At 61.7% G+C, this 20,067-nt stretch carries 15 protein-coding genes and 2 pseudogenes; 5 read left to right on the top strand and 12 right to left on the bottom strand.

Annotation, left to right across the window (positions count from 1 at the left end):
* Positions 1 to 2: 2 nt before the first annotated feature.
* The 7 genes and pseudogenes from ACLCGK_RS21510 to ACLCGK_RS21480 all read right to left on the bottom strand — a co-directional run.
* A pseudogene (locus tag ACLCGK_RS21510) lies at positions 3 to 177 on the bottom strand (glutathione-dependent formaldehyde-activating protein); the annotation flags it as partial.
* Positions 178 to 192: 15 nt separating this feature from the next.
* Positions 193 to 1,326: an aminotransferase class V-fold PLP-dependent enzyme gene (locus ACLCGK_RS21505; protein WP_410952867.1), complete on the bottom strand. Its 1,134-nt coding sequence runs from the start codon at positions 1,324 to 1,326 to the stop codon at positions 193 to 195.
* Between the two features lie 405 nt (positions 1,327 to 1,731).
* Positions 1,732 to 2,085: pseudogene (locus ACLCGK_RS21500) on the bottom strand (type II toxin-antitoxin system YhaV family toxin); the annotation flags it as partial.
* Positions 2,085 to 2,402, bottom strand: a complete 318-nt coding sequence (locus ACLCGK_RS21495) for a type II toxin-antitoxin system PrlF family antitoxin (protein ID WP_009406937.1) — start codon at positions 2,400 to 2,402, stop codon at positions 2,085 to 2,087. The gene ACLCGK_RS21495 and the pseudogene ACLCGK_RS21500, both read right to left, overlap by 1 nt.
* Positions 2,403 to 2,724: 322 nt before the next feature.
* Positions 2,725 to 2,868, bottom strand: a complete 144-nt coding sequence (locus ACLCGK_RS21490; RefSeq protein WP_410952866.1) for a hypothetical protein — start codon at positions 2,866 to 2,868, stop codon at positions 2,725 to 2,727.
* A 338-nt stretch (positions 2,869 to 3,206) separates the two neighbouring features.
* On the bottom strand, positions 3,207 to 4,118 hold the full coding sequence (locus ACLCGK_RS21485) for a magnesium transporter CorA family protein (RefSeq protein WP_410952865.1): 912 nt from the start codon (positions 4,116 to 4,118) through the stop codon (positions 3,207 to 3,209).
* A gap of 3 nt (positions 4,119 to 4,121) precedes the next feature.
* Positions 4,122 to 5,702 carry a RimK family protein gene (locus ACLCGK_RS21480; protein WP_410952864.1) on the bottom strand — a complete coding sequence of 527 codons (1,581 nt, stop codon included), beginning with the start codon at positions 5,700 to 5,702 and terminating at the stop codon, positions 4,122 to 4,124.
* 94 nt (positions 5,703 to 5,796) lie between these two features.
* On the opposite strand from ACLCGK_RS21480, the gene ACLCGK_RS21475 reads away from it, so the two are divergent.
* Positions 5,797 to 6,891, top strand: a complete 1,095-nt coding sequence (locus ACLCGK_RS21475) for a GNAT family N-acetyltransferase/peptidase C39 family protein (protein WP_100413525.1) — start codon at positions 5,797 to 5,799, stop codon at positions 6,889 to 6,891.
* A gap of 134 nt (positions 6,892 to 7,025) precedes the next feature.
* The gene (locus ACLCGK_RS21470) at positions 7,026 to 8,927 is read left to right on the top strand and encodes a potassium transporter Kup (protein WP_100413524.1); all 1,902 of its coding nucleotides are present in this window, start codon (positions 7,026 to 7,028) and stop codon (positions 8,925 to 8,927) included.
* A gap of 181 nt (positions 8,928 to 9,108) precedes the next feature.
* On the opposite strand, the gene ACLCGK_RS21465 is transcribed toward ACLCGK_RS21470, so the two are convergent.
* From ACLCGK_RS21465 to ACLCGK_RS21455, 3 genes are all read right to left on the bottom strand, one after another.
* Entirely contained in the window at positions 9,109 to 10,467 is a 1,359-nt protein-coding gene (locus ACLCGK_RS21465) for a glutamine synthetase family protein (protein WP_410952863.1), read from the bottom strand.
* Positions 10,468 to 10,550: 83 nt separating this feature from the next.
* Positions 10,551 to 10,835 (bottom strand): outer membrane beta-barrel protein, encoded by a 285-nt coding sequence (locus ACLCGK_RS21460; RefSeq protein ID WP_410952877.1) that lies wholly within the window; start codon positions 10,833 to 10,835, stop codon positions 10,551 to 10,553.
* 921 nt (positions 10,836 to 11,756) lie between these two features.
* Positions 11,757 to 12,671, bottom strand: coding sequence for a LysR family transcriptional regulator (locus ACLCGK_RS21455; RefSeq protein WP_013972367.1), 915 nt, complete (start codon positions 12,669 to 12,671; stop codon positions 11,757 to 11,759).
* 206 nt (positions 12,672 to 12,877) lie between these two features.
* Between ACLCGK_RS21455 and ACLCGK_RS21450 the strand changes: the two genes are divergently transcribed.
* The 3 genes from ACLCGK_RS21450 (at position 12,878) to ACLCGK_RS21440 (ending at position 17,156) form a co-directional block, all read left to right on the top strand.
* On the top strand, positions 12,878 to 13,900 hold the full coding sequence (locus ACLCGK_RS21450; RefSeq protein WP_410952862.1) for a zinc-dependent alcohol dehydrogenase family protein: 1,023 nt from the start codon (positions 12,878 to 12,880) through the stop codon (positions 13,898 to 13,900).
* 515 nt (positions 13,901 to 14,415) lie between these two features.
* Positions 14,416 to 15,801, top strand: a complete 1,386-nt coding sequence (locus tag ACLCGK_RS21445) for a hypothetical protein (RefSeq protein WP_410952861.1) — start codon at positions 14,416 to 14,418, stop codon at positions 15,799 to 15,801.
* A complete protein-coding gene (locus tag ACLCGK_RS21440) occupies positions 15,801 to 17,156 on the top strand; it encodes an aminotransferase class I/II-fold pyridoxal phosphate-dependent enzyme (RefSeq protein ID WP_410952860.1) in 1,356 nt (451 codons plus the stop codon). The genes ACLCGK_RS21445 and ACLCGK_RS21440 overlap by 1 nt, the downstream gene beginning before the upstream one ends.
* Before the next feature lie 133 nt (positions 17,157 to 17,289).
* Here the strand turns inward: ACLCGK_RS21440 and ACLCGK_RS21435 are convergent, their stop codons facing one another.
* A complete protein-coding gene (locus tag ACLCGK_RS21435) occupies positions 17,290 to 18,600 on the bottom strand; it encodes an MFS transporter (RefSeq protein WP_410952859.1) in 1,311 nt (436 codons plus the stop codon).
* A 65-nt stretch (positions 18,601 to 18,665) separates the two neighbouring features.
* Complete coding sequence (locus tag ACLCGK_RS21430) at positions 18,666 to 19,979, bottom strand: L-fuconate dehydratase (RefSeq protein WP_410952858.1); 1,314 nt, start codon at positions 19,977 to 19,979, stop codon at positions 18,666 to 18,668.
* Positions 19,980 to 20,067: the final 88 nt, after the last annotated feature.

The raw sequence follows: 20,067 nt of genomic DNA, 5'->3' as shown, positions 1-20,067 counted from the left end.
CATCATTCGCGGTAAGTGCCTTTTTGCTTGGCGGCGTGAACCGCGAGTGCATCCATGAGTGGGGGGCGACAAGCAGTCGTAAGGTTCCAGGCCAAGTACACGCAGACGCTCGCGAATTGCCGCCATCTGTGCCGGTGGCGTGCCGCTTTCGATCACCGAGGACACGAAAGCGGCAAATGCCAGGATGAGGCCTTAGTTCACCATCACTTCGTCCAGTGCCTGCTCGAGGGTGCTGACCGTGCGCTCGATATTGTGCAGTTTTTCGAGCCCGAACAGACCGATGCGGAAGGTCTGGAAGTCGGCCGGCTCGTCACATTGCAACGGCACTCCGGCGGCAATCTGCAGGCCGTGCTCGACAAATTTCTTACCGCTCTTGATATCGGCATCATCGGTGTAGCTCACCACTACGCCCGGGGCCTGAAAGCCGGCTGCGGCCACGCTCTTGATGCCTTTGCCAGTCAACATGGCGCGCACCCGATCGCCCAGAGCCTGTTGTTCGCCGCGGACCTTGTCGAAACCGTAGGCTCGCATCTCGTTGATTACTTTGTTAAATCGCGCGAGAGAGTCGCTGGGCATGGTCGCATGGTAGGCATGCCCGCCCTGTTCGTAGGCCTGCATGATCTGCAGCCACTTTTTCAGGTCGCAGGCGAAACTGCTGCTTTGCGTCTGCTCGATACGCTCCAGGGCCAAAGCACTGAGCATCACCAGGGCGCAGCAAGGGGAGGCGCTCCAGCCTTTCTGTGGAGCGCTGATCAGCAGGTCGACTGCGCACTTTTGCATATCAACCCATATCGTGCCTGAGGCGATGCAGTCGAGCACGAACAGGCCGCCCACCGCATGTACAGCGTCGCCGACGGCCCGCAGGTAATCGTCGGGCAGGATAATCCCGGATGAGGTTTCAACGTGGGGGGCGAAGACAATCTGCGGCTTGTGCGCCTTTATCGCCGCCAGCACTTCGTCCAGAGGGGGCGGAGCATAGGCAGCCTGGCGACCAGTGTCGACCGGTCGGGCTTTCAGCACCGTGGTGGCCGCCGGGATGTTGCCCGTCTCAAGGATCTGGCTCCAGCGATAACTGAACCAGCCGTTGCGTATCACCAGGCATTGCTGACCGGTGGCAAACTGGCGCGCTACCGATTCCATGCCGAATGTACCGCTGCCTGGCACTACCGCAACAGCCTGGGCGTTATAGACCTGTTTCAGGGTTCTGGAAATGTTCTTCATCACGCCTTGAAACGTCTGCGACATGTGATTGAGCGAGCGGTCGCTGTACACCACCGAGTACTCGACCAGCCCCTCAGGATCAATGCTGGGATAAAGCTTCGACATGGGTGACTCCTTTGGCAGAGATGTCATTGGTATCGACCCTGTCCTTAGCCTTGTCAAATGCCAAGATTGACCGGGACTGATGAAATCCATGTAATACCGCGGCGCCTGCTTCGCGGCTGAAGCCGCTCCCACAGGGGGGGCGTGGCGTTCTTGCCGGCCAAGCTTGAAAGCCTTGATCCATAGCGCCTGGGCCATTTGCGCGATGAGGTGTTGGGGATCGTGCTCAGAGACTGTCCGGATCCCCGAAGAACATTTGGCCCTTCATATAAATCAAATGGTTATGAACGGGGAATTGGTTTTGTACCCCCAGATGTACCCTTTTTTACAGCAGCTACGAGTGGATTACAGTTGGACGCACCGAGGGGAGGGCCGGTGTCAAACGTGCAATCCCTCACCCAGTCGCGCAGCTTTGCTGCCTGCGGACCGTAGGGTGTTTTCGTCGTTGACCCATGCATAGACGATGACCTTGGACCTTGAGTCGTAGCGAAAGAACAGCCGAAAACGCCTGCCGATTTTTGCGCGCCGCCAATGTCGGTAGGCGGTGCCCAGCGTGTTGCCTTGGCGGAACTCATCACGGCCTGGGTCGGCAGGCACAGCCTCCATGATCAGATGGCTCAATGCCCGAAACAGCTTGACGTTGGCGTTGCTCTCAAAACCTTGCGGATCGTTCTGCTCGGCTCGGGCGGCGGCTTCTTGCAATTTGCGTAGCTGTAAAGTCACACCTTCATGGAACAACAGTGTCCAGCCATGTCGCAGCATCAGATCGCGACCTCACCGTCGATATCTTCGTCCAGGTTTACGGAGTGCTTTGCGTTGGCGAGCATGGTTTGCGCCAAGTCTTCCGGCAGAGTGGTGAGGTTGCGGCCGCCTCGGATATCAGCCTCCAGCAAACCCAGGAACGCACCGATGGCAGGGTCTTCGTGGGTGGTTTCTACGCGGCTGACCACGATTTCACCCCCGCGTACGTCGAATGCAATCTTGCCACCAGTGTCAATGCCCAGTAGCTGGCGAACGGATTTGGGCAGTGTGATCTGCCCCTTCGAGGTTAGCGTGGCGATTTCGTGGATGGCAGGCATGGGCGTTCTCCCGGATGTATTGATTGGGTGGTAAGGAATAATCCTTACACGGTCAATCTTGGTTTTCTGCTGATCAAGCACAGGCGGGGAGGACGCTCAATAGCGCCGCAAGATTAGTTACACCACTTCCAGGGACACGATCTGTCTGATGTGCACCAAGCGATCTTCTGGTGGCTACCGGCATGGTGAGCAGATGTTGCCGATAGGATTTACCCACCAGAAGATTCATTGGATCAAGGAAGCCGAAAAAACACACCGCATAATTATTGCGGACACTGACAAGGCAGCCTAACAGCGGATCGCGCAATGCTTCAGCGCTGTCTCATGAACGCCGCTGAACTTTGGTGGCCTGACTTTTCATTAACGGCCTTGCTGGTTTATTGATACGGCGCTCGAACAGACTGATGAGCGTCCCAGTGATGGTTACCAGCGCCAGTAAAAACAGTCCGATGTCTGAGTTTTCCATGAGAATCTTCCTGCCAGTCTGTCTGAAAAATGGAGATGTCTGCCTTGCGTTTGCGCTGGGCGAGTTGATCCGTGCGCTGCCAGTACGCCGTTTCATTGGCGTGCATCGAGATTACGGCTTTTCCAGGTCAAGTTGCTGTCGGTTTTCTGCACGCTGGCGTAAAGACTCAATAAAGGGCCTGCGTCGGGCTGGCATGAGCTCGCGGTGACCTCCCTGAACCAGGCAGAAAACCGTGCATTGGAAATGGGGACCCTGTGGATGGCTGTGTTCGCTGTCGGGGTAAGCCTGCTGGCAGTGCTCAACGGCCTGTGTCTGCACAATAAGTAGAGGGCAAGGGCTCATGCTACGCGCCGCAACGCCACGGCCATGCCCCCGCCCAGCGCCGCCATGCCCAGCAACAAGGCCGGAAATGACAGCCACCAGGGCATGCCAGCAGTCATCATGCTGAATTCCGACATCCCGCCGATGCTGGCCAGCAGGTTCAACGGCAGGAACACCACGTTGATCAGCGTCAAATTGCGCAGGGCGTGGTTCATGCCGTTGTTGGCCAGGTTGCCGCGGGCCTCGATGAGGTTGGTGAAAACCTGGGCGTGGATTTTCGCCTGCTGATAGCTCTGCTCGTTCTCGATGATCAGGTCGTTGAGCGCCTCCAGCTGCTCGGGCCTGAAGCCGTGCTTCTGACCGTGGCTGCGCAGCAGCGCGAGTACGGCGCCGTTGCTCTGGATCGCGTTGACGTAATACACCAGGCTTTCGCTCAGGCTGTACATCTGCACCAGGTGCTGGCTGTCCATGGGTCGGTCGAACTGCAGCTGGATCTCCCTGGCCACCTGCTTGACCACCCGCAAATGCCCCAGGTAGTGATGCACGCTTTCGGCCAGCATTGCCATCAGCACATCCAGCGGGGTGCTGATACCGGCCTGAGGATCCACGCCGTCCAGCAGCGAATTGCTGGCGCAAATCACCACCAGGCGTTTCTCGCTGAGCACCACGCCGAATGACGATACGTTGAATACTCGGCCGTCGAAGCTTTCCGGGCGTTTCCAGATCAGGAACAGGTGATCGGGCTTGATCTCGATACGCGCCACTTCGTCCGGGTCCAGCGACGACTCCAGCGCCTGGGCGCTGACGCCCAGACGCCCGCATAGTCGAGCCTGTTCGGCTGCGTCCGGCGCCACGCACAACCAGATGCTGGCCTGATCCTCGGACGACTCAAGAAGGGCACCGTGCTCGGTGCAGTAGCATTCGATCATCGCTCACCAGGTCTGGCCAAGATGTTTGCGTTCGAGCCGCTGCACGAAGGCCTGCAGTACACGGCGGTACAGTTCGTCGCCCAGCACGGCGTCTTCGATGCCGGCATCGAGATTGGGGTTGTCGTTGACTTCAATCACCAGCACGCGGTCGCCGGCCTGCTTGAGGTCCACGCCATACAGCCCATGGCCGATGAGCCGCGCGGTGTCCACGGCCAGCTTCACCACCTCGGGCGGTGCCTGCTCCACCGGCACCGCACGGCACTGGCCATTGACTTCGCCGGCCTGAGCCTTGTGGTTGTAGATTTGCCAGTGGCCCTTGGACATGAAGTACTGGCAGGCGTAGAGCGCCTCGCCATTGAGCACGCCAATGCGCCAGTCGTATTCGGTGTAGCAGTACTCCTGGGCCAGTAGCAGCACCGAGTGCTCGAACAGCTCCTGTGCCGCCGAGGCCAGCGCTTGGGCATCGGCAACCTTGATCACACCCTTGGAGAAGCAGCCATCGGGGATCTTCAGCACCAATGGGAAGCCTAGGCGGCGGCCCACCAGTTCAAGTTCCTGGGGGCGGTCCTTGTACAGGATCTCGGTGGCCGGTGCGCCAAGGTTGTGGCGTTTGAGCAGGTCGGCCAGGTACACCTTGTTGGTGCAGCGCAGGATCGAGGAGGGGTCATCGATCACTACCAGGCCTTCGCTCTCGGCCTTCTTCGCGAAGCGGTAGGTGTGATCGTCCACCCGCGTGGTTTCGCGGATGAACAGCGCGTCGAACTCGGCCAGGCGTGCGTAATCTTTCTTTTCGATCAGCTCCACGTCGATGCCGAGCGGCTTGCCGTTCTCGATGAACTGTTCCAGGGCCTGGGCATTGGACGGCGGCAGTTCCTCTGCCGGATCGTGCAGGATCGCCAGGTCGAAACGCGCCAGGCGCTTGGAGGCGGGCTGGCGCCACGTGCGGCGGTTGAAGGCATCCAGCGCGTCGGCAAAGAAATGCTGCTGCTCATCGCGCAGCTTGTGCAGGGCGCCTGCTTTGATGCCGGCGATCTGCCAGGCGTCGCCGCGACGAAACTCCACCAACAGGATGGGGCAGGGGAACGCCTCGAACAGCTGGCGGCCGATCTCCTGCAGTGGTTCGATGGCTGTGCGGCCGAAGTACAGGGTGAGGGTGAAGGCCTCGGTGCTGCCATATGGGTGGTTGACCAAGGCACGCTCGAGGGTGCGCTCAAGGTCGTCCAGCCCCACGCCATAGAGCGCCTTGCGGCTCAGTTCGCTGACCGTGCGTACCGACGGGAACACCTTGTGCCCACGTGCCTCGGCCAGCAGCGAGCAGTAGTAGCCCTGGCCCAGGTATTTGTAGTTGCGGCACAGGTTGAGCACCTGAGTGCGACCGGGTGCGTCATCGCTGTGCTCAAGGTAGGCCTGGGCGAGCATCAGGCTTTCGCTGGGCAGGTAGCTGGCCCAGTCCTCCTTGCGCTCCACCAGGATCAGCAAGCGGCTACCGGCGCGCCGTGTACTGGGAGGTTCCTCGTTGAGGGTGATTGTGGAAGTTTCGCTTTTGGCCAATACTTCGGCCACGTTGGCTTGCACCGCTGACATGAGTATTCGATCCCTGTTGAAGAACACGCCGCTTCAATAAATCACGGGTTTCTCGACCTGTCCCGGTTCGTTACTCAAACATTACGGTGGTGCCATGGTTTTTGATTTTCGCTTTGCGTCGGTGGCCGATGTCGAGGCGCTGGCGGCCCTGGAGCAGGACTGCTTCACCCTTGATCGCCTGAGCCCGCGCAATTTCAGCTGGATGGTGCGCCGTGCCAATGCCTGCCTGATCGTTACCGAGCAGCAGGGGCAAATGGCCGGCTATGCGCTGCTGTTGTTTCATCGCGGTACGTCACTCGCGCGCCTTTACTCGATTGCTGTGAGCCCCGGCTGGCGTGGCCATGGCCTAGGGCAGCGTTTGCTGGAGCAGGCCGAGGCGGCAGCGCTGGAGCGCAATTGCGCTTGGTTGAGGCTTGAGGTGCGCGCCGACAACCCGACGGCGATCAGCCTGTACGAAAGCAATGGCTATTATCGCTTCGCCGTGGTCGAAGACTACTACGAAGACCATGGCCAGGCGTTGCGTTATGAAAAGCGCATCCTCTGCAACGCACCTGCACCTGCTCGGCAAGTGCCCTATTACGCGCAAACGACAGAGTTCACCTGCGGTGCGGCCTGTCTACTGATGGCCATGGCTGCGATCGAGCGTGGGCGGCCGCTGTTGCGCGCCGAGGAGATTCAGCTCTGGCGTGAGGCCACCACCATCTTCATGACGGCCGGCCATGGCGGCTGTAGCCCGCAGGGCCTGGCTCTGGCGGCCTGGCGCCGTGGGTTCGAGGTGCGCGTGGTGCTTAGCCAGCCGGGGTCTCTTTTTCTCGACGGTGTGCGCAGCCCGCAGAAAAAAGACGTCATGAGGCTGGTAGAGGACGAGTTCGTCGAGGCTCTGGGGGAGACTGACGTGCAACAGGTGGTGGCGCCTGGCTTCGATATCCGTTCGGTGTTGCAAGCGGGTTTCAGACCACTGGTGCTGATCAGTTGTTATCGCTTCACCCGTCTGAAGGCGCCGCACTGGGTACTGGTAACCGGCTGCGATGAGGAGTTCGTCTACCTGCACGACCCGGACGTGGACCACAGCCGCCACCGTCGCAGCCTGGATTGCCAGCACCTGCCGGTCAGTCATGGCGAATTTGCACGCATGAACTGCTTTGGCAGGCAGCGGGTGAGGGCGGCCGTTCTTTTGCGTGGTCGGTGAGACGACCGACGAGCATTTCTTACCCATTCTTTATGCGCTGGATCACGGCCAGGGCCAATACTGGTGCAGCTTTTTCAAGCCCCCGAATTCCCGCCTACACTCAGACTTTACGCAAAACAGACGAGACGTTATCTGTGAGTCAGACCGCAACCGCTGAAAATCAATCCCACGCAGGCAAGAGCACGGGCGTTGGCCTGTTGGTCGCAGCTGTTGGCGTGGTCTATGGCGACATCGGCACCAGCCCGTTGTATACCCTCAAGGAAGTGTTCAATGGCCACTTCGGCGTGCAGGCCAACATCGAAGGGGTGCTGGGCATTCTCTCGCTGGTGTTCTGGTCGTTGATCTGGGTGGTGTCGGTCAAATACGTGCTTTTCATCCTGCGCGCCAGCAACCAGGGCGAAGGCGGGATCATGGCCTTGACTGCGTTGGCCAGGCGGGCGGCGCGGCCTTATCCAGTGCTGAGCAGGGTGCTGGTGCTGTTGGGCCTGTTCGGCGCGGCGCTGTTCTACGGTGACAGCATGATCACCCCGGCAATTTCCGTGCTGTCGGCGGTCGAGGGCCTGCAACTGGGGATCGACGGGATTGACCACTGGGTCGTGCCGATTTCGGTCGTAGTCCTGTTAGGGTTGTTCATTATCCAGAAGCACGGAACAGCACGCATCGGTATCCTGTTCGGGCCGGTGATGGTGCTGTGGTTTGTGGTGCTCGGCGCGCTGGGCGTCTATGGCATTGCCCAGCGGCCCGATGTGCTACAGGCGCTGAGCCCGACTTGGGCCGTGCACTTCTTCGTCGCTCATCCCGGCGTGGGCATCGCCATTCTGGGCGCGGTGGTACTGGCCTTGACCGGGGCCGAGGCGCTATACGCCGACATGGGGCATTTCGGTCGCAAACCGATTTCTCGCGCCTGGTTCATGCTGGTGCTACCGGGCCTTGTACTCAACTATTTTGGGCAAGGCGCACTGATCCTCAACGACCCAGCCGCGGTGCGAAACCCGTTCTACCTGCTGGCTCCCGGGTGGGCACTGCTGCCGATGGTAGCGCTGGCCACCCTGGCCACTATCATTGCCTCGCAGGCGGTGATTTCCGGTGCGTTCTCGTTGACTCGCCAGGCCATCCAGCTTGGCTATGTGCCGCGCATGTTCATCCAGCACACCTCCAGCGAAGAGCAGGGGCAGATCTACATCGGCATGGTCAACTGGGCGCTGATGGTAGGCGTTGTGCTTCTGGTGATCGGCTTCGAATCGTCCAGTGCTCTGGCAGCAGCCTATGGCGTGGCAGTGACCGGAACCATGCTGATCACCACGCTCCTGGCGTCGGCAGTGGTGTTGCTGTTGTGGAAGACACCGCGCTGGCTGGCCGTTCCGCTGTTGTTGGGCTTCCTGCTGGTGGACGGCCTGTATTTTGCCGCCAACGCGCCCAAGATCTTCCAAGGTGGCGCATTCCCGGTGATCGCCGGCCTGGCATTGTTCGTGCTCATGACCACCTGGAAGCGCGGGCGCAGCATTGTCGTCGAACGGCTGGACGAAACCGCGTTGCCGCTGCCGTTATTCATCGGCAGCGTACAGGCGCAGCCGCCCCACCGTGTACAGGGTACTGCGGTGTTCCTCTCCGCCCGTACCGACGCCGTACCCCATGCCCTGCTGCACAACCTGCTGCACAATCAGGTGCTGCACGAACAGGTGGTACTGCTGACGGTGGTCTCGGAAGATTCGCCGCGTGTCAGCGCTGACAAACGCTTCGAAGTGGAAGCTTTTGGCGCAGGCTTCTTCAGAGTCAGCCTGCACTTCGGTTTCATGGAAGAGCCCGACGTGCCGCTTGCCCTAAGCCAGAGCAGCACTGCTGAGCTGGACTTTAGCCCTATGCGCACCACCTACTTCCTCAGCCGGGAAACCGTGGTGCCCACCAAACGGATCGGCATGGCCAAGTGGCGCGAGCACCTTTTCGCCTTCCTGCTCAAGAATGCCAACAGCAACCTCAAGTACTTCAAGTTGCCGCTGAACCGGGTGATCGAACTGGGCACTCAGGTCGAGATGTGACGTTGGCCTAAGGAATGAACCGGTCGAGCACGATCAGGTCCGGGCCATGAAGATCAGGTCCATGGCGTTTCCTCCAGTAGTGAAGGAAGGCTAGTGGCCCGCAGCGCAAGATGTCAGAAGGATTGGGGCTTTCTGGATAAAGATCGCATCAAGTCCATTCGTGCGGTTTTTTGGAGCGGTGTTACACACTCAATTGCAGATACTCGCGTTCCCACGTGCTGATGACTTGCCGGTAGTGGCGGTGTTCGGTGCGCTTGACCGCGACATACCCTTGCACGAACCTGTCACCCAGGTAGGTCTTGAGCTTGTCGCAGGCGTCCATTCGAGCCAGCGCCTCGTCAAGCGTGTTAGGTAGGCTCAGGCCGCAGTGAGCGTAGGCACGTCCCGATAACGGGGCGCTTGGCTCGATCCGTTCGCGCATGCCCAGATAACCGCACAGCAAGGTGGCGGCCAGCGCCAGGTAGGGATTGGCATCGGCGCCGGGCAGGCGGTTCTCCACGCGCATCGCGGCGGGCGATGCGCAGGGTACACGCAGGCCGACGGTGCGGTTGTCGTGGCCCCAGGCGACGTTCACCGGCGCGCAGTTGTCCGGCAGGAAACGGCGGAACGCGTTCACGTTGGGCGCGAGCAGCGGCAGCAGCTGCGGGATGTAGCGCTGCAAGCCGCCGATGTAATGCAGGAACTGCTCGCTCATGCCGCCGTCATCGCGGGCGAACAGGTTGTCGCTGGTATGCAAGGCTTGCACACTCTGGTGGATGTGCATCGCGCTACCGGGTTGGTAGGCGATCGGTTTGGCCATGAAGGTCGCACTGATGCCGTGCTTGAGCGCCGCTTCGTGAAGGGTGCGCTTGAACAGGATGAGCTGGTCGGCCAGGCGCAAAGCGTCGCCGTGGCGGAAGTTCACTTCCATTTGGGCGGGACCGCTTTCATGGCTCAGGGTATCGAGGTCCAGCCCCTGGGCATCGCACCAGTGGTAGAGGTCTTCGAACAACGGTGCGAATTCGTGGGTGGCGTCGATGGAGAAACTTTGCCGACCCCGTTCCGGGCGGCCGGAGCGGCCGTCGGGTGCCTCCAGTGGCACGTCCGGATCAAGGCTGCGCCGGGTCAGGTAGAACTCCAGCTCTGGGGCTACCACCGGTTGCCAGCCCTCATCGGCATACAGGCCGAGCACCTGCTTGAGTACATGGCGCGGCGACAGTTCGATCGGGTTGCCGGCCTTGTCGAACGGGTCGTGGATGACCATGGCGGTAGGCTCGGCCAGCCAGGGTAGAACAAAGCAGGCCTGCGGATCGGGGCGGCAGTACATGTCGGCACCTGCCTCGTCGAGCAGGGTATCGAACACATGGTCATCGACGTATTCACCGGTCACCGTTTGCAGCAGGACGCTTTCCGGCAGGCGCATGCCACCTTCTTCGAGAAAGCGAGCGGTGGCGGCGATCTTGCCTCGGGCGATGCCACAAAAATCGCTGAGCGCGCACTCGACTTCGGTGATGCCGTGTTGCCTCAGTTGCTCTTGCAACTGCTCAAGGGGGTTATTCATGAAAGCCTCGTCGGATTGGACATTTATTCCTTGACGCCCGTGGGTCGAGCCCTGTGCGACCACAGGGCTTTAGGGGCAGAGCATCAGGCCGGTTTCGGCGAGTACCCGAACCTGGTCACGCTCATCACCGCTGGCACCGAACCATCGTCGGCGCCCAGTGCCTTGACGTAGGCCACCTCGCCCCGTACGAAGAACGGGCCGTCACGGTAGGTCGGCGTGGCGGTCAACGCCCAGGCGGCGGAGCCTGGGCCGTAGAGCAGGTTGGTCGAGGCGCAATTCTGGTCGGTGCCGCAACTGCCGCCCTGGCTGTCGATGAATTCGGCACGCACGCCCAAGGCCCAGTGTTCATCGAAACTGTACTTGGCCAGGAGCGCGGCGCCATAGCTTTCGGCGGCTGCATGGATGCCGATGTCGCGGTCTTGGTCGACTTCATGTAGGTGCTGCCCAGGGACGGCAACGAGTAGCCACCGGCCTGGATATAGAACTGCAGCGGCCCGTCGATGGTCTGGATCTCGACTTGGGCATTGCTGAGGTCGGCGCGGAAGGTGTCGTTATCGTTACCGGGAGCATCGATAATATGGTTCTGCCACAGGCCGAGCCCGGTCAGTTGACCGCTGACGTAGACCTTGCCCAGCAGTGTCGTGTCCACGGCGAAGGGGTTGGGGGTGGATGGCAGGGTGCTGGCGATGGCAGGGGTAGGAAGTGGATCCGCCAGTGCTGGCCCGATCATCAGGAATGTGGCAAGACCAGTCTGGACGGGCAACAGGGCGAGGGGCTTGGTCTTGCAGGATTTTGCGAACGAAGCGGACTGGGTGGGGCGAATGAAGGTATTGACGTACAGGAACATGTAACGCTCTCGATACTCCGAAGAAGTGACTAAAGCGTATTGATTCGCGTGCCAAGTTGCTGTCGGTTTATTTTTCGCCGGCGTAAATTCTTGATAAAGAGTACTAGGCATGGTTGCTGCGCGGCCCTACCTAAACAGCAGCGCTCCAACTCTCACAACAACGTCAGTTCTTGATGATCTGTGCCGTTTCCTGAATTGGGTTTTCATTATCTCAGGTGTGTAAGGAAAGAGGTTCAAGTCGACAATCTTAAGCGAGCAAATGGCCATCGATTTCAGTTTGGGAGCGGCAGGGGGTGTAGACATCAGGTTGGGGGCATCCTTTTCAAACCATCCAAAGCATGCCCTCAAATATGCCCCAAATTTAGCAATTAGCTGGAGGAAAATGGCTCTTCGAGGCTAGGAAGAGGCAGAAATGATTAGTTATTAAGCATGCGCGAAGCCCCTATAGGCTGTCAGGGTCGCCGAAGAACATCTGTATTCGCGACCGCAACCACCGCTCCGCCGGGTCATTGTCCTGCGCCCCGCGCCAGGCCATGTGCAGCTCGAAACTACGCACATCCAACGGCAGATCCTCAGCCCGCAACCCACCCGCCGCGGTCAGCGCGTCCGCTGTGTAGTCCGGCACCGTAGCGACAATATCGGTGCCCGCCAGCAAACTCCCCAGCCCGTTGAACTGCGGCACCGCCAGCACCACATGGCGCTTGCGGCCAATCTCTTCCAGGGCCTCGTCGATGAACCCCGACAGGTCCCCGGCAAACGACACCAGCGCATGCGGCCGCGCGCAGAAGTCGTCCAGGGTGATGGCGCCGGGCACGCTGTCGGCGCGCAGCAGTTTCGGCATGCTGCGGCGCAGCACCTTGCGCTTGGCGTTGGCTGGCAGCTCGCTGGTGTAGCTGACCCCCACCGAGATCTCGCCCGAAGCCAGCAGCGTCGGCATCAGCAGGTAATTGACCCGGCGCACCACCAGCACGATACCCGGCGCTTCGGCGCGGATGCGCTTGAGCAACTGCGGCAGCAGGGCGAATTCGGCGTCGTCAGACAGGCCGATGCGGAACACCGCATTGCTGGTGGCCGGGTCGAATTCGGCGGCGCGGCTGACGGCGGTAGAAATCGAGTCCAGCGCCGGGGACAGCAGGGCGAAGATCTCGTGGGCCCGGGCCGAGGGCTCCATGCTGCGGCCGGTACGCACGAACAGCGGGTCGTCGAACAGGTTACGCAGGCGCGACAGCGCCGCGCTGATGGCGGGCTGGCCGAGGAACAGTTTTTCCGCGGCACGGGTCACGCTGCGTTCGTGCATCAGCGTTTCGAACACGATCAGCAGGTTGAGGTCTACACGACGCAGGTCGTTTCGATTCATCGGTGAGCTTCGCCTGAAGTGGGGCAGAGGTGAATCTTAAGGCCAAAGGCTGGTACCCTGCACGGGTTTAGGGGGACCAATCGCAGGGAAAGTCAGGTGCCCAATCGATGACAAGCATGTCGACTATTAATGACCACTGATGGTCTAACCGGCAAAGCCCGGATAGAGTTCGTGGTAATTAGAGGTTCACAATGGCGAGGTATGCGATGTCCCGCATGATCCGTTTCCACAAGTTCGGCGCTGCCGATGTGCTCCGTTGCGAGGAGCAGCCCGAACCGTCACCCGCTGCCGGCGAGGTACAGATCCGCGTCGAGGCGGTTGGCGTCAGCTGGTATGACGTGCTCTGGCGCCAGAACCTGGCACCGTCCCAGGCGCGCCTGCCGGCGGGGATCGGCCACGAGATGGCCGGGGTGGTGACCGCGGTCGGTGAAGGGGTCGAGGATATTGCGGTGGGTGACCGGGTTGCCAGCTTCCCGGCCACCAGTGCCAACGACCACCCGGTGTATGGCGATGTCATCGTGCTGCCGCGTTCGGCCATTACCCGTTATCCGGATGTGCTTACCCCGATCGAGGCCAGCGTGCACTACACGCCGCTGCTGATCGCCTATTTCGCCTACGTCGACCTGGCCCGGGCGAAAGCCGGGCAGACGGCGCTGGTCACCGATGCCAGCCACTGCGCGGGCCCTGCCTTCGTGCAACTGGGCAAGGCCCTGGGGCTGAAGGTGTTCGCCGCCACCAAGGAGCCGGAACAGCGTGAGTACCTGCTGGGCCTGGGCGCCGACAAGGTTATTGTCACCGAAGAGCAGGACCTGCTGCTGCAGGTTGGCAAGTACACCGATGGCCGTGGTGTGGACATGGTCCTGGATGGCATGGGTGGGCCGCAGATGTCGCTGCTCGGCGATGTGCTGGCACCGCGCGGCAGCCTGGTGCTGTATGGCCTGCAAGGCGGCAATCAGACGCCGTTCCCGGCTTGTGCGGCGTTCCAGAAGAACATCCAGTTCTATGTGCACTGCATCGGCAACTTCACCGGCAAGCCGGAGCTGGGTATCAGCCAGGACCAGGTGGCGCTGCAGCGCGCCTTGCGCGATATCAACCAGTTCACTGCCGACCAGTTGCTGACACCGCAGATCATCAAGGTGTACCCGTTCGAACAGGTGGTCGAGGCGCATCGCTACATGGACCAATGCCCGTGCGGCGGGCGTGTGGTGCTGGACATGGCGCAACACTGACAGCGGTCTGCATCTATCAGGAAACCCGGGCAGAGTCCCGGGTTTTTTGTGCCTAATAGAGACTGGTTTTACGTTAAAAAAAGAAGTTTCCTACAATTAAATACGACGCGGACTATATTTGAACTGATTGCTCCGTGGCTTGCCGAAATATCCCGCCAAGTTTTTTGTCTTGTACTGTTCCCGTCTGGCAGTCAATGTGTTTTCTCACTTCCGCTGAATGGTTTTTTTACCCTGATCTGTATCTTCTATTCGCCTTGCATCCCTCGATAATGGCTCAATGATAGTTTGCGCAAGGAGCGTGGAATGAGCATGGCTATGCCCAGGCCAGGGCGGTGTATGGCAGCGGCGGGGCGTCGCTACGATGCGTTTTTCTCGATGTCTTGGCGACAGTGACTGGTTACGTCATTACTTCCAATTAGTTGTAGGAAATTTCTTCTGGAAAAGTTCAGGGCATGTTGATGTTCAGGTTCTCTGATCAACGTGCGCTGGCTGCATGAAGTTGATGAGGTGATTTCGTGACTGCTATTCACGACCAGGCAATGCACTATATCTACCAGCAAGTACTCGAGCGCTTGCTCAGTCATATGTCACAGGCGCAGCGTGCTTCCTTGCAGTTGTTGATACAACGGCTGCTGGTTGCTGCAGGCGGGCCAGAATACATCGGCACCTACCGCTTGCTGGTGCTGCAAGGCAACGATCACCGCAGCGCCCGGCTGCTGGCGATGCTGCGTGCCGCACAACTGAGTATCGCCCTGCGTGCGCCGGTAACCTTCCAGCTGCGGGTGCTGGTAGTGAGCCTGCCCGTGGCTGACAGTGCCACGCTCGAATGCCATGAACGCGGCTTCAATGCGCTGTTCTTGCAGGATGACCCGCGGGTGCAACTGCAGATGATCAAGGGGCGTGAAGTAGTGCCGTTCAGCCGGCATACCCCTGCCACGCAGGAGAGCTGGCTGTTGGCGAGGGACGCCATGCTGATGTTCGGTCACCTGGTCGACGCCAGCCCCGAAGCGCTGCTAGGGAGTCGCCTGCACCTGGAGTTGGCGGCCGCGGTGGGCTTTGCGCTGCAGGCCCATACCCCTGCGGATGTATTGATCACCGCCATCCCGGCGTGCCAGCGCCGCCGGTACCTTGCCTGGGCACGGCGCAGCTTGCGCCTGGCAGGGGAGCGGGGTTCGCATGCGGTGCACCAGTGCCTGGCGACGCTGGCACAGGGGCTCAGTCGCCTGCACGGCAGCATCGGGGGCCCATCGAGCGCCTTGGCGGAACCGGCCGTGGGGGCGGTGCCGCAGAATACGCCGGTGCGGTTGATTGCCATTGACGACCTGCTGCCGCCGTTGCTCGAAGAACAGCAGCTTGACCTCATGCTCGGTTGCCGCTTCGAGGGGGGCCAGGACGCCCGGCCATTGGCCGCGTTCGTCGAGCCGTTGGCCCCGGCGCAGTTGCAGGAACTGCACGCGCGCAGTCTCGAACCGCAGGCAAGTCGCCCGGCATTGCGGCTGGCTGGCCAGCCGGGCGCCAACAAGCGGCGCGATGTGCATCAACTGCAGTTCGGCAGGGCATACGGCATCAACCAGATCCAACAGGTGTGCCTGCTGTTCAGCCCGTTTGCCAGGCAGGGGAAGAACCTGGAGCGTTTTCTGCAGTGCTGGCATGCCGACATGCTGGTGGCGCTGCCATATCTGCATCGGGCCTTGCAGGGTAAACCCTGCCCTGAAGCGGTGAAAAACTGGCTGGTGAACACCAGCGGCCTGCCGCTGGGGCAACTCAGGTTGATCTATGGCGGGGGCCTGCCGCTGGCCTCCTGGCGCCTGATGAGCCATCTGGCCCGTCGCGATGTACAGCTGAGGTTGCTGCCGCGGCGGGCAGCGGGGCGGCGGCGTGGTCATGCGGGGCCGCCTTGATGGAGCAATCGGGCGCCGGAGAGTTCGCCTATCGCAAGGTCTATCGCTACCTGGAAGCACTGATCGACCAGGCTCCACGAAGTGGCCCCTGCCGTTTGCCGTCGTTGCGCGAGTTGGCCCGGCGGTTGCGGGTGTCGTTGGCCACCGTACAGAGTGCCTACAGCCTGCTGGAAGAGGAGGGCCGCGTGCAATGCCTGCCCAGGTCGGGCTATTACGTACAGGGCGCTGCCAAGGATGCTGCTGCGGCCCTGCCCCTGCAGGCACCCCTGCCGGCACAGCCGATGCTGGAGCGAACCCTGCTCAGCCACGAACGGCGCCTGGCACGTCAGCGCACGCACAATGGTGCCCCTTGGGACGCGCCCGGCAGCGCCCGCCTGCGCAATGCCGTCGCAGAACGCTATACCCGTTCCTCCAACCGGTACTGGCGTGCCGAGGACGTTCAGTTGGCTCCGGATGTGCAGGCGTTGCTGGAGACCTTGCTGGCGGCGTTGGCCGTGCAAGGAGGAACCGTGGTGGTGCACTCGCCCTGTTGCTGGCAGGTACTGCGCGCGTTGGCCCGCGCCGGCATGCGAGTGTTGGAGGTACCACTGGATACCTGCGGCAACCCGGACCTGCGCGCCCTGGCCTGGCTACTGGATAGCGAGCCGGTGTGCATGCTCGTGATGCCGTCGTGCCTTGGCATGCCGCAGGGGCGGCTGGTATCACCGCACTTTCAGCAGCAGCTTGGCCAGATGCTTGGGCAGCACTCTGTATGGGTGCTGGAAAACGACCTGGACAGTGAGCACTGTTACAGCGGGCCGCCGAATATGCGCCTGCGCGATTGGGTCGACCCCCGCTGGCTATTGGTGATGGGGGCGTTCGATGCCGCAGTGGGGAGCGAGGCGCCCTATGCCTACTTGCTGGGCCATGATGCCGGGCTGGCCGAGGCTTTCGCGGAGCGTGCGTTTCGGCTTGCACCGCTTCGCCTGCAAGCGCTGGCGCACATGTTGGGCAAAGGCGAGATCGAGACGCAACTGGTGCGGCTACGTACGGACCTGCAAAAGCGTATGCAATGCCTGGCGCGTGAGCTGCAGCTGCAATTTGGCCAGCGGGTTGCATTGGAAACGCCGGAGGGCGGTCGGACCCTGTGGGTGCGCTTTCGCCAGCCACTGCCATGGGCGGAAATTGCCGCGTCGTTGGCGGGTTCAGCGCTGCATGCAATGCCGGGCGAGCAGTTCAGCTTGCAGGGGCGCTACCAGCAGTGCCTGGCGATGGCGTGGCTGGGTGATCACCCGGGGGAGCTGCAACAGGCGGTAGAGCGCCTGGCTCAGGTGCTGGAACTGCGCTGCGGCCGGCCTGCCGGCGCTACACCTTGAGCCGCCGGGGTTGCGTTGCAACCCATCGCCGGCAAGCCAGCTCCCACGGGGGCAGCGTTGAACTCAAGGTTGTCGCTGTACCTGTGGGAGCCGGCTTGCCGGCGATTAGGCCCTGGCAGGCAAACGCCTCCTGTCAGCGATTCGCTTGCTCCTGCCCTTGTCGCAAGCGGGTACTGACCAGCGCTGCCACCACCAGCAACGCGGCGATGATCCACAAGCCATTGCGGGTACTGCCGGTGGCCTGCTCGATCAGGCCCATCACTGATGGGCCGACGAAACCGCCAAACAGGCCGCAGGTGGTGACAAAGGCCAGGCCTGCCGCCAGGGCGCTGCCACTCAGGCGGCTGGAGGGGAAAACGAAGATGATCGACTGCACCACGAACAGCATCAGGGCAGTCAGCGAAAACCCGATCAGGCCGATGAACGAGTTGGCCAGCGACGCCAGCAGCAGCCCGGCCGCCATGGTCAGCAGGCCGCCGAACAGCAGGGTACGGCAACGGCTCGGCGAGGTGGCCAGGCGCGGGAAGGTGGCGGCGCCGATGGCGGCAGCAATCCACGGTACGGCGGTCAGCAGGCCGACCTGGAAGGGCGACAGCGCGCCGTAGGTGCCGATGATGCCCGGCAGGAAGAAAATCACCGTGTAGATGGTGATCTGGTGCACGAAGTACACCACGATCGCCAGCCAGATCTGCCGGTCGCGGAACATCTGCCCCAACTTGCTCTGCTGCGGTGCGGCGGCACGCTCCGCAGCCAGACGGCGCTCGATGTCCTCGGCTTCGGCGGGCGAGAGCCAGGGCGCCGAGGCCGGGCCATCGGGCAGTTTCTTCCATACCACATAGGCCAGGGCCACTGCCGGCAGGCCCTCGAGCACGAACAGCCATTGCCAGCCGTGCCAGCCCAGCACACCGTCCATTTCCAGCAGCGCACCCCCCAGCGGGCCGCTGAGGATGTTGGCCAGGCACACGCCCAGCAGGAAGTAACCCGTGGCGCGGGCACGCTGTTCACGGTCGAACCAGTAGGTCAGGTACAGCATCACGCCGGGGAACAGGCCCGCTTCGGCGACCCCGAGCAACAGGCGCATGACGTAGAACGAGGTTTCGCCCTGGACGCAGGCCATGCCCGCCGAGAGCAGGCCCCAGGTGATCATGATGCGGGTGATCCAGAAGCGTGCGCCCACCCGATGCATGATCAGGTTGCTGGGTACTTCGGCCAGGGCGTAGGTGAGGAAGAACAGGCCGGCGCCCAGGCCGTAGGCCGCTGCCGACAGGCCGAGGTCGATGCCCATGCTGGCCTTGGCCAGGGCAATGTTGGTCCGGTCAAGGAAGCTCATCACGTAGACAACGATGAGCAGTGGCATCAATTTGCGCAGCAGCAGGCCGTTCAGGCGCTGTTCGGTGGTGGCTGCAGGGGCGGGCGCCGCTGCAGTACCGGTGAGGATTGTCATTGTTTTTTCCCCGTGAAAAGTGCTGGTGGCGTGCCGCGCAAAGGCGGCACACCCAGGTAGGTGGGTCAGGAACGGTTGATGTCGAGCCACACCGCGCCGTTGGGGTACTGGTAGCGCTCCAGGGTCTCGGCATGCATTTCGATGCTGTAGCCCGGGCGTCGCGGTGGCATGTAGCGCCCGCGGCGGATCACCACCGGGTCGATGAAATGCTCGTGCAGGTGGTCGACGTACTCCAGCACCCGGTTGTGCAGCGAAGCCGACACCGCGATGTAGTCGAACAGGGCAATGTTCTGCACGTATTCGCACAGGCCGACACCGCCGCCGTGCGGGCACACCGGTACGTCGTACCTGGCTGCCATCAGCAGCACGATCAACACTTCGTTCAGGCCACCCAGGCGGGCCGCGTCCAGTTGGCAGAAGTCCAGCGCGCCGGCTTGGAACATCTGCTTGAACATCACCCGGTTGTGACAATGTTCACCGGTGGCCACGCCAATCGGCGCAATGCGCTGGCGGATGGTGGCGTGCCCGAGGATGTCGTCCGGGCTGGTCGGCTCTTCGATCCACAGTGGCTCGAAGGCGGCCAGGCGGCGCATGTTGGCAACGGATTCCTCGACGCCCCATACCTGGTTGGCATCCATCATCAGGGTGCGTTCCCAGCCGATTTCGTCGCGCAGGATGCTGGCTCGGCGAATGTCTTCCTCCAGGTCCGCACCGATCTTCTGCTTGATGTGGGTCCAGCCATCTTCCACCGCCTCGCGGGCCAGCTTGCGCATCTTTTCTTCGCTGTAGCCCAGCCAGCCAGGCGCGGTGGTGTAGCCGGGGTAGCCTTCGCGCAGCATCTGCGCTTCGCGCTGGGCCTTGCCCGGGGCCTGGCGGCGCAGCAGGGCGATGGCTTCTTCGGGGGTGAGCACATCGGTGACGTAGCTGAAGTCCAGGCAGCGCACCAGCTGCTCGGGCGTCATGTCGGCCAGCAGCTTCCACACCGGCTTGCCCTCGTGCTTGGCCCACAGGTCCCACACGGCATTGATGATGGCGGCAGTGGCCAGGTGGATCACGCCCTTTTCCGGGCCCAGCCAGCGCAACTGGCTGTCGCTGACGGTGAAGCGGTGCCAGAAACCGCCCATGTCGGCCGTGATTTCCTCCAGGGTAAGGCCGACGATCAGCGGCGCCAGCGCCTGCACCGCCGCCGCGCAAATCTCGTTGCCTCGGCCGATGGTGAAGGTCAGGCCGTGGCCTTCGAGGGCCTCGGCGTCGGTGTGCAGCACCACATAGGCCGCTGAATAATCGGGGGCGCTGTTCATGGCGTCGGAGCCGTCCAGCGACAGCGAAGTGGGGAAACGAATGTCGCGAACGCTCAGGTGGGTAATACGTATGCTCATGGTCGGCTCTTGTTCTGTTCAAGCACTGGGGGACCTGACTGTAGGTTGTCGAGCGATACAGGCATAATCGCCAAATCTTAACCAGCGA

This window comes from Pseudomonas sp. S1(2024) (assembly GCF_046557535.1).
Note: the sequence above shows the minus strand (reverse complement) of the source record. Positions and strands in the feature narration are given on the sequence as shown.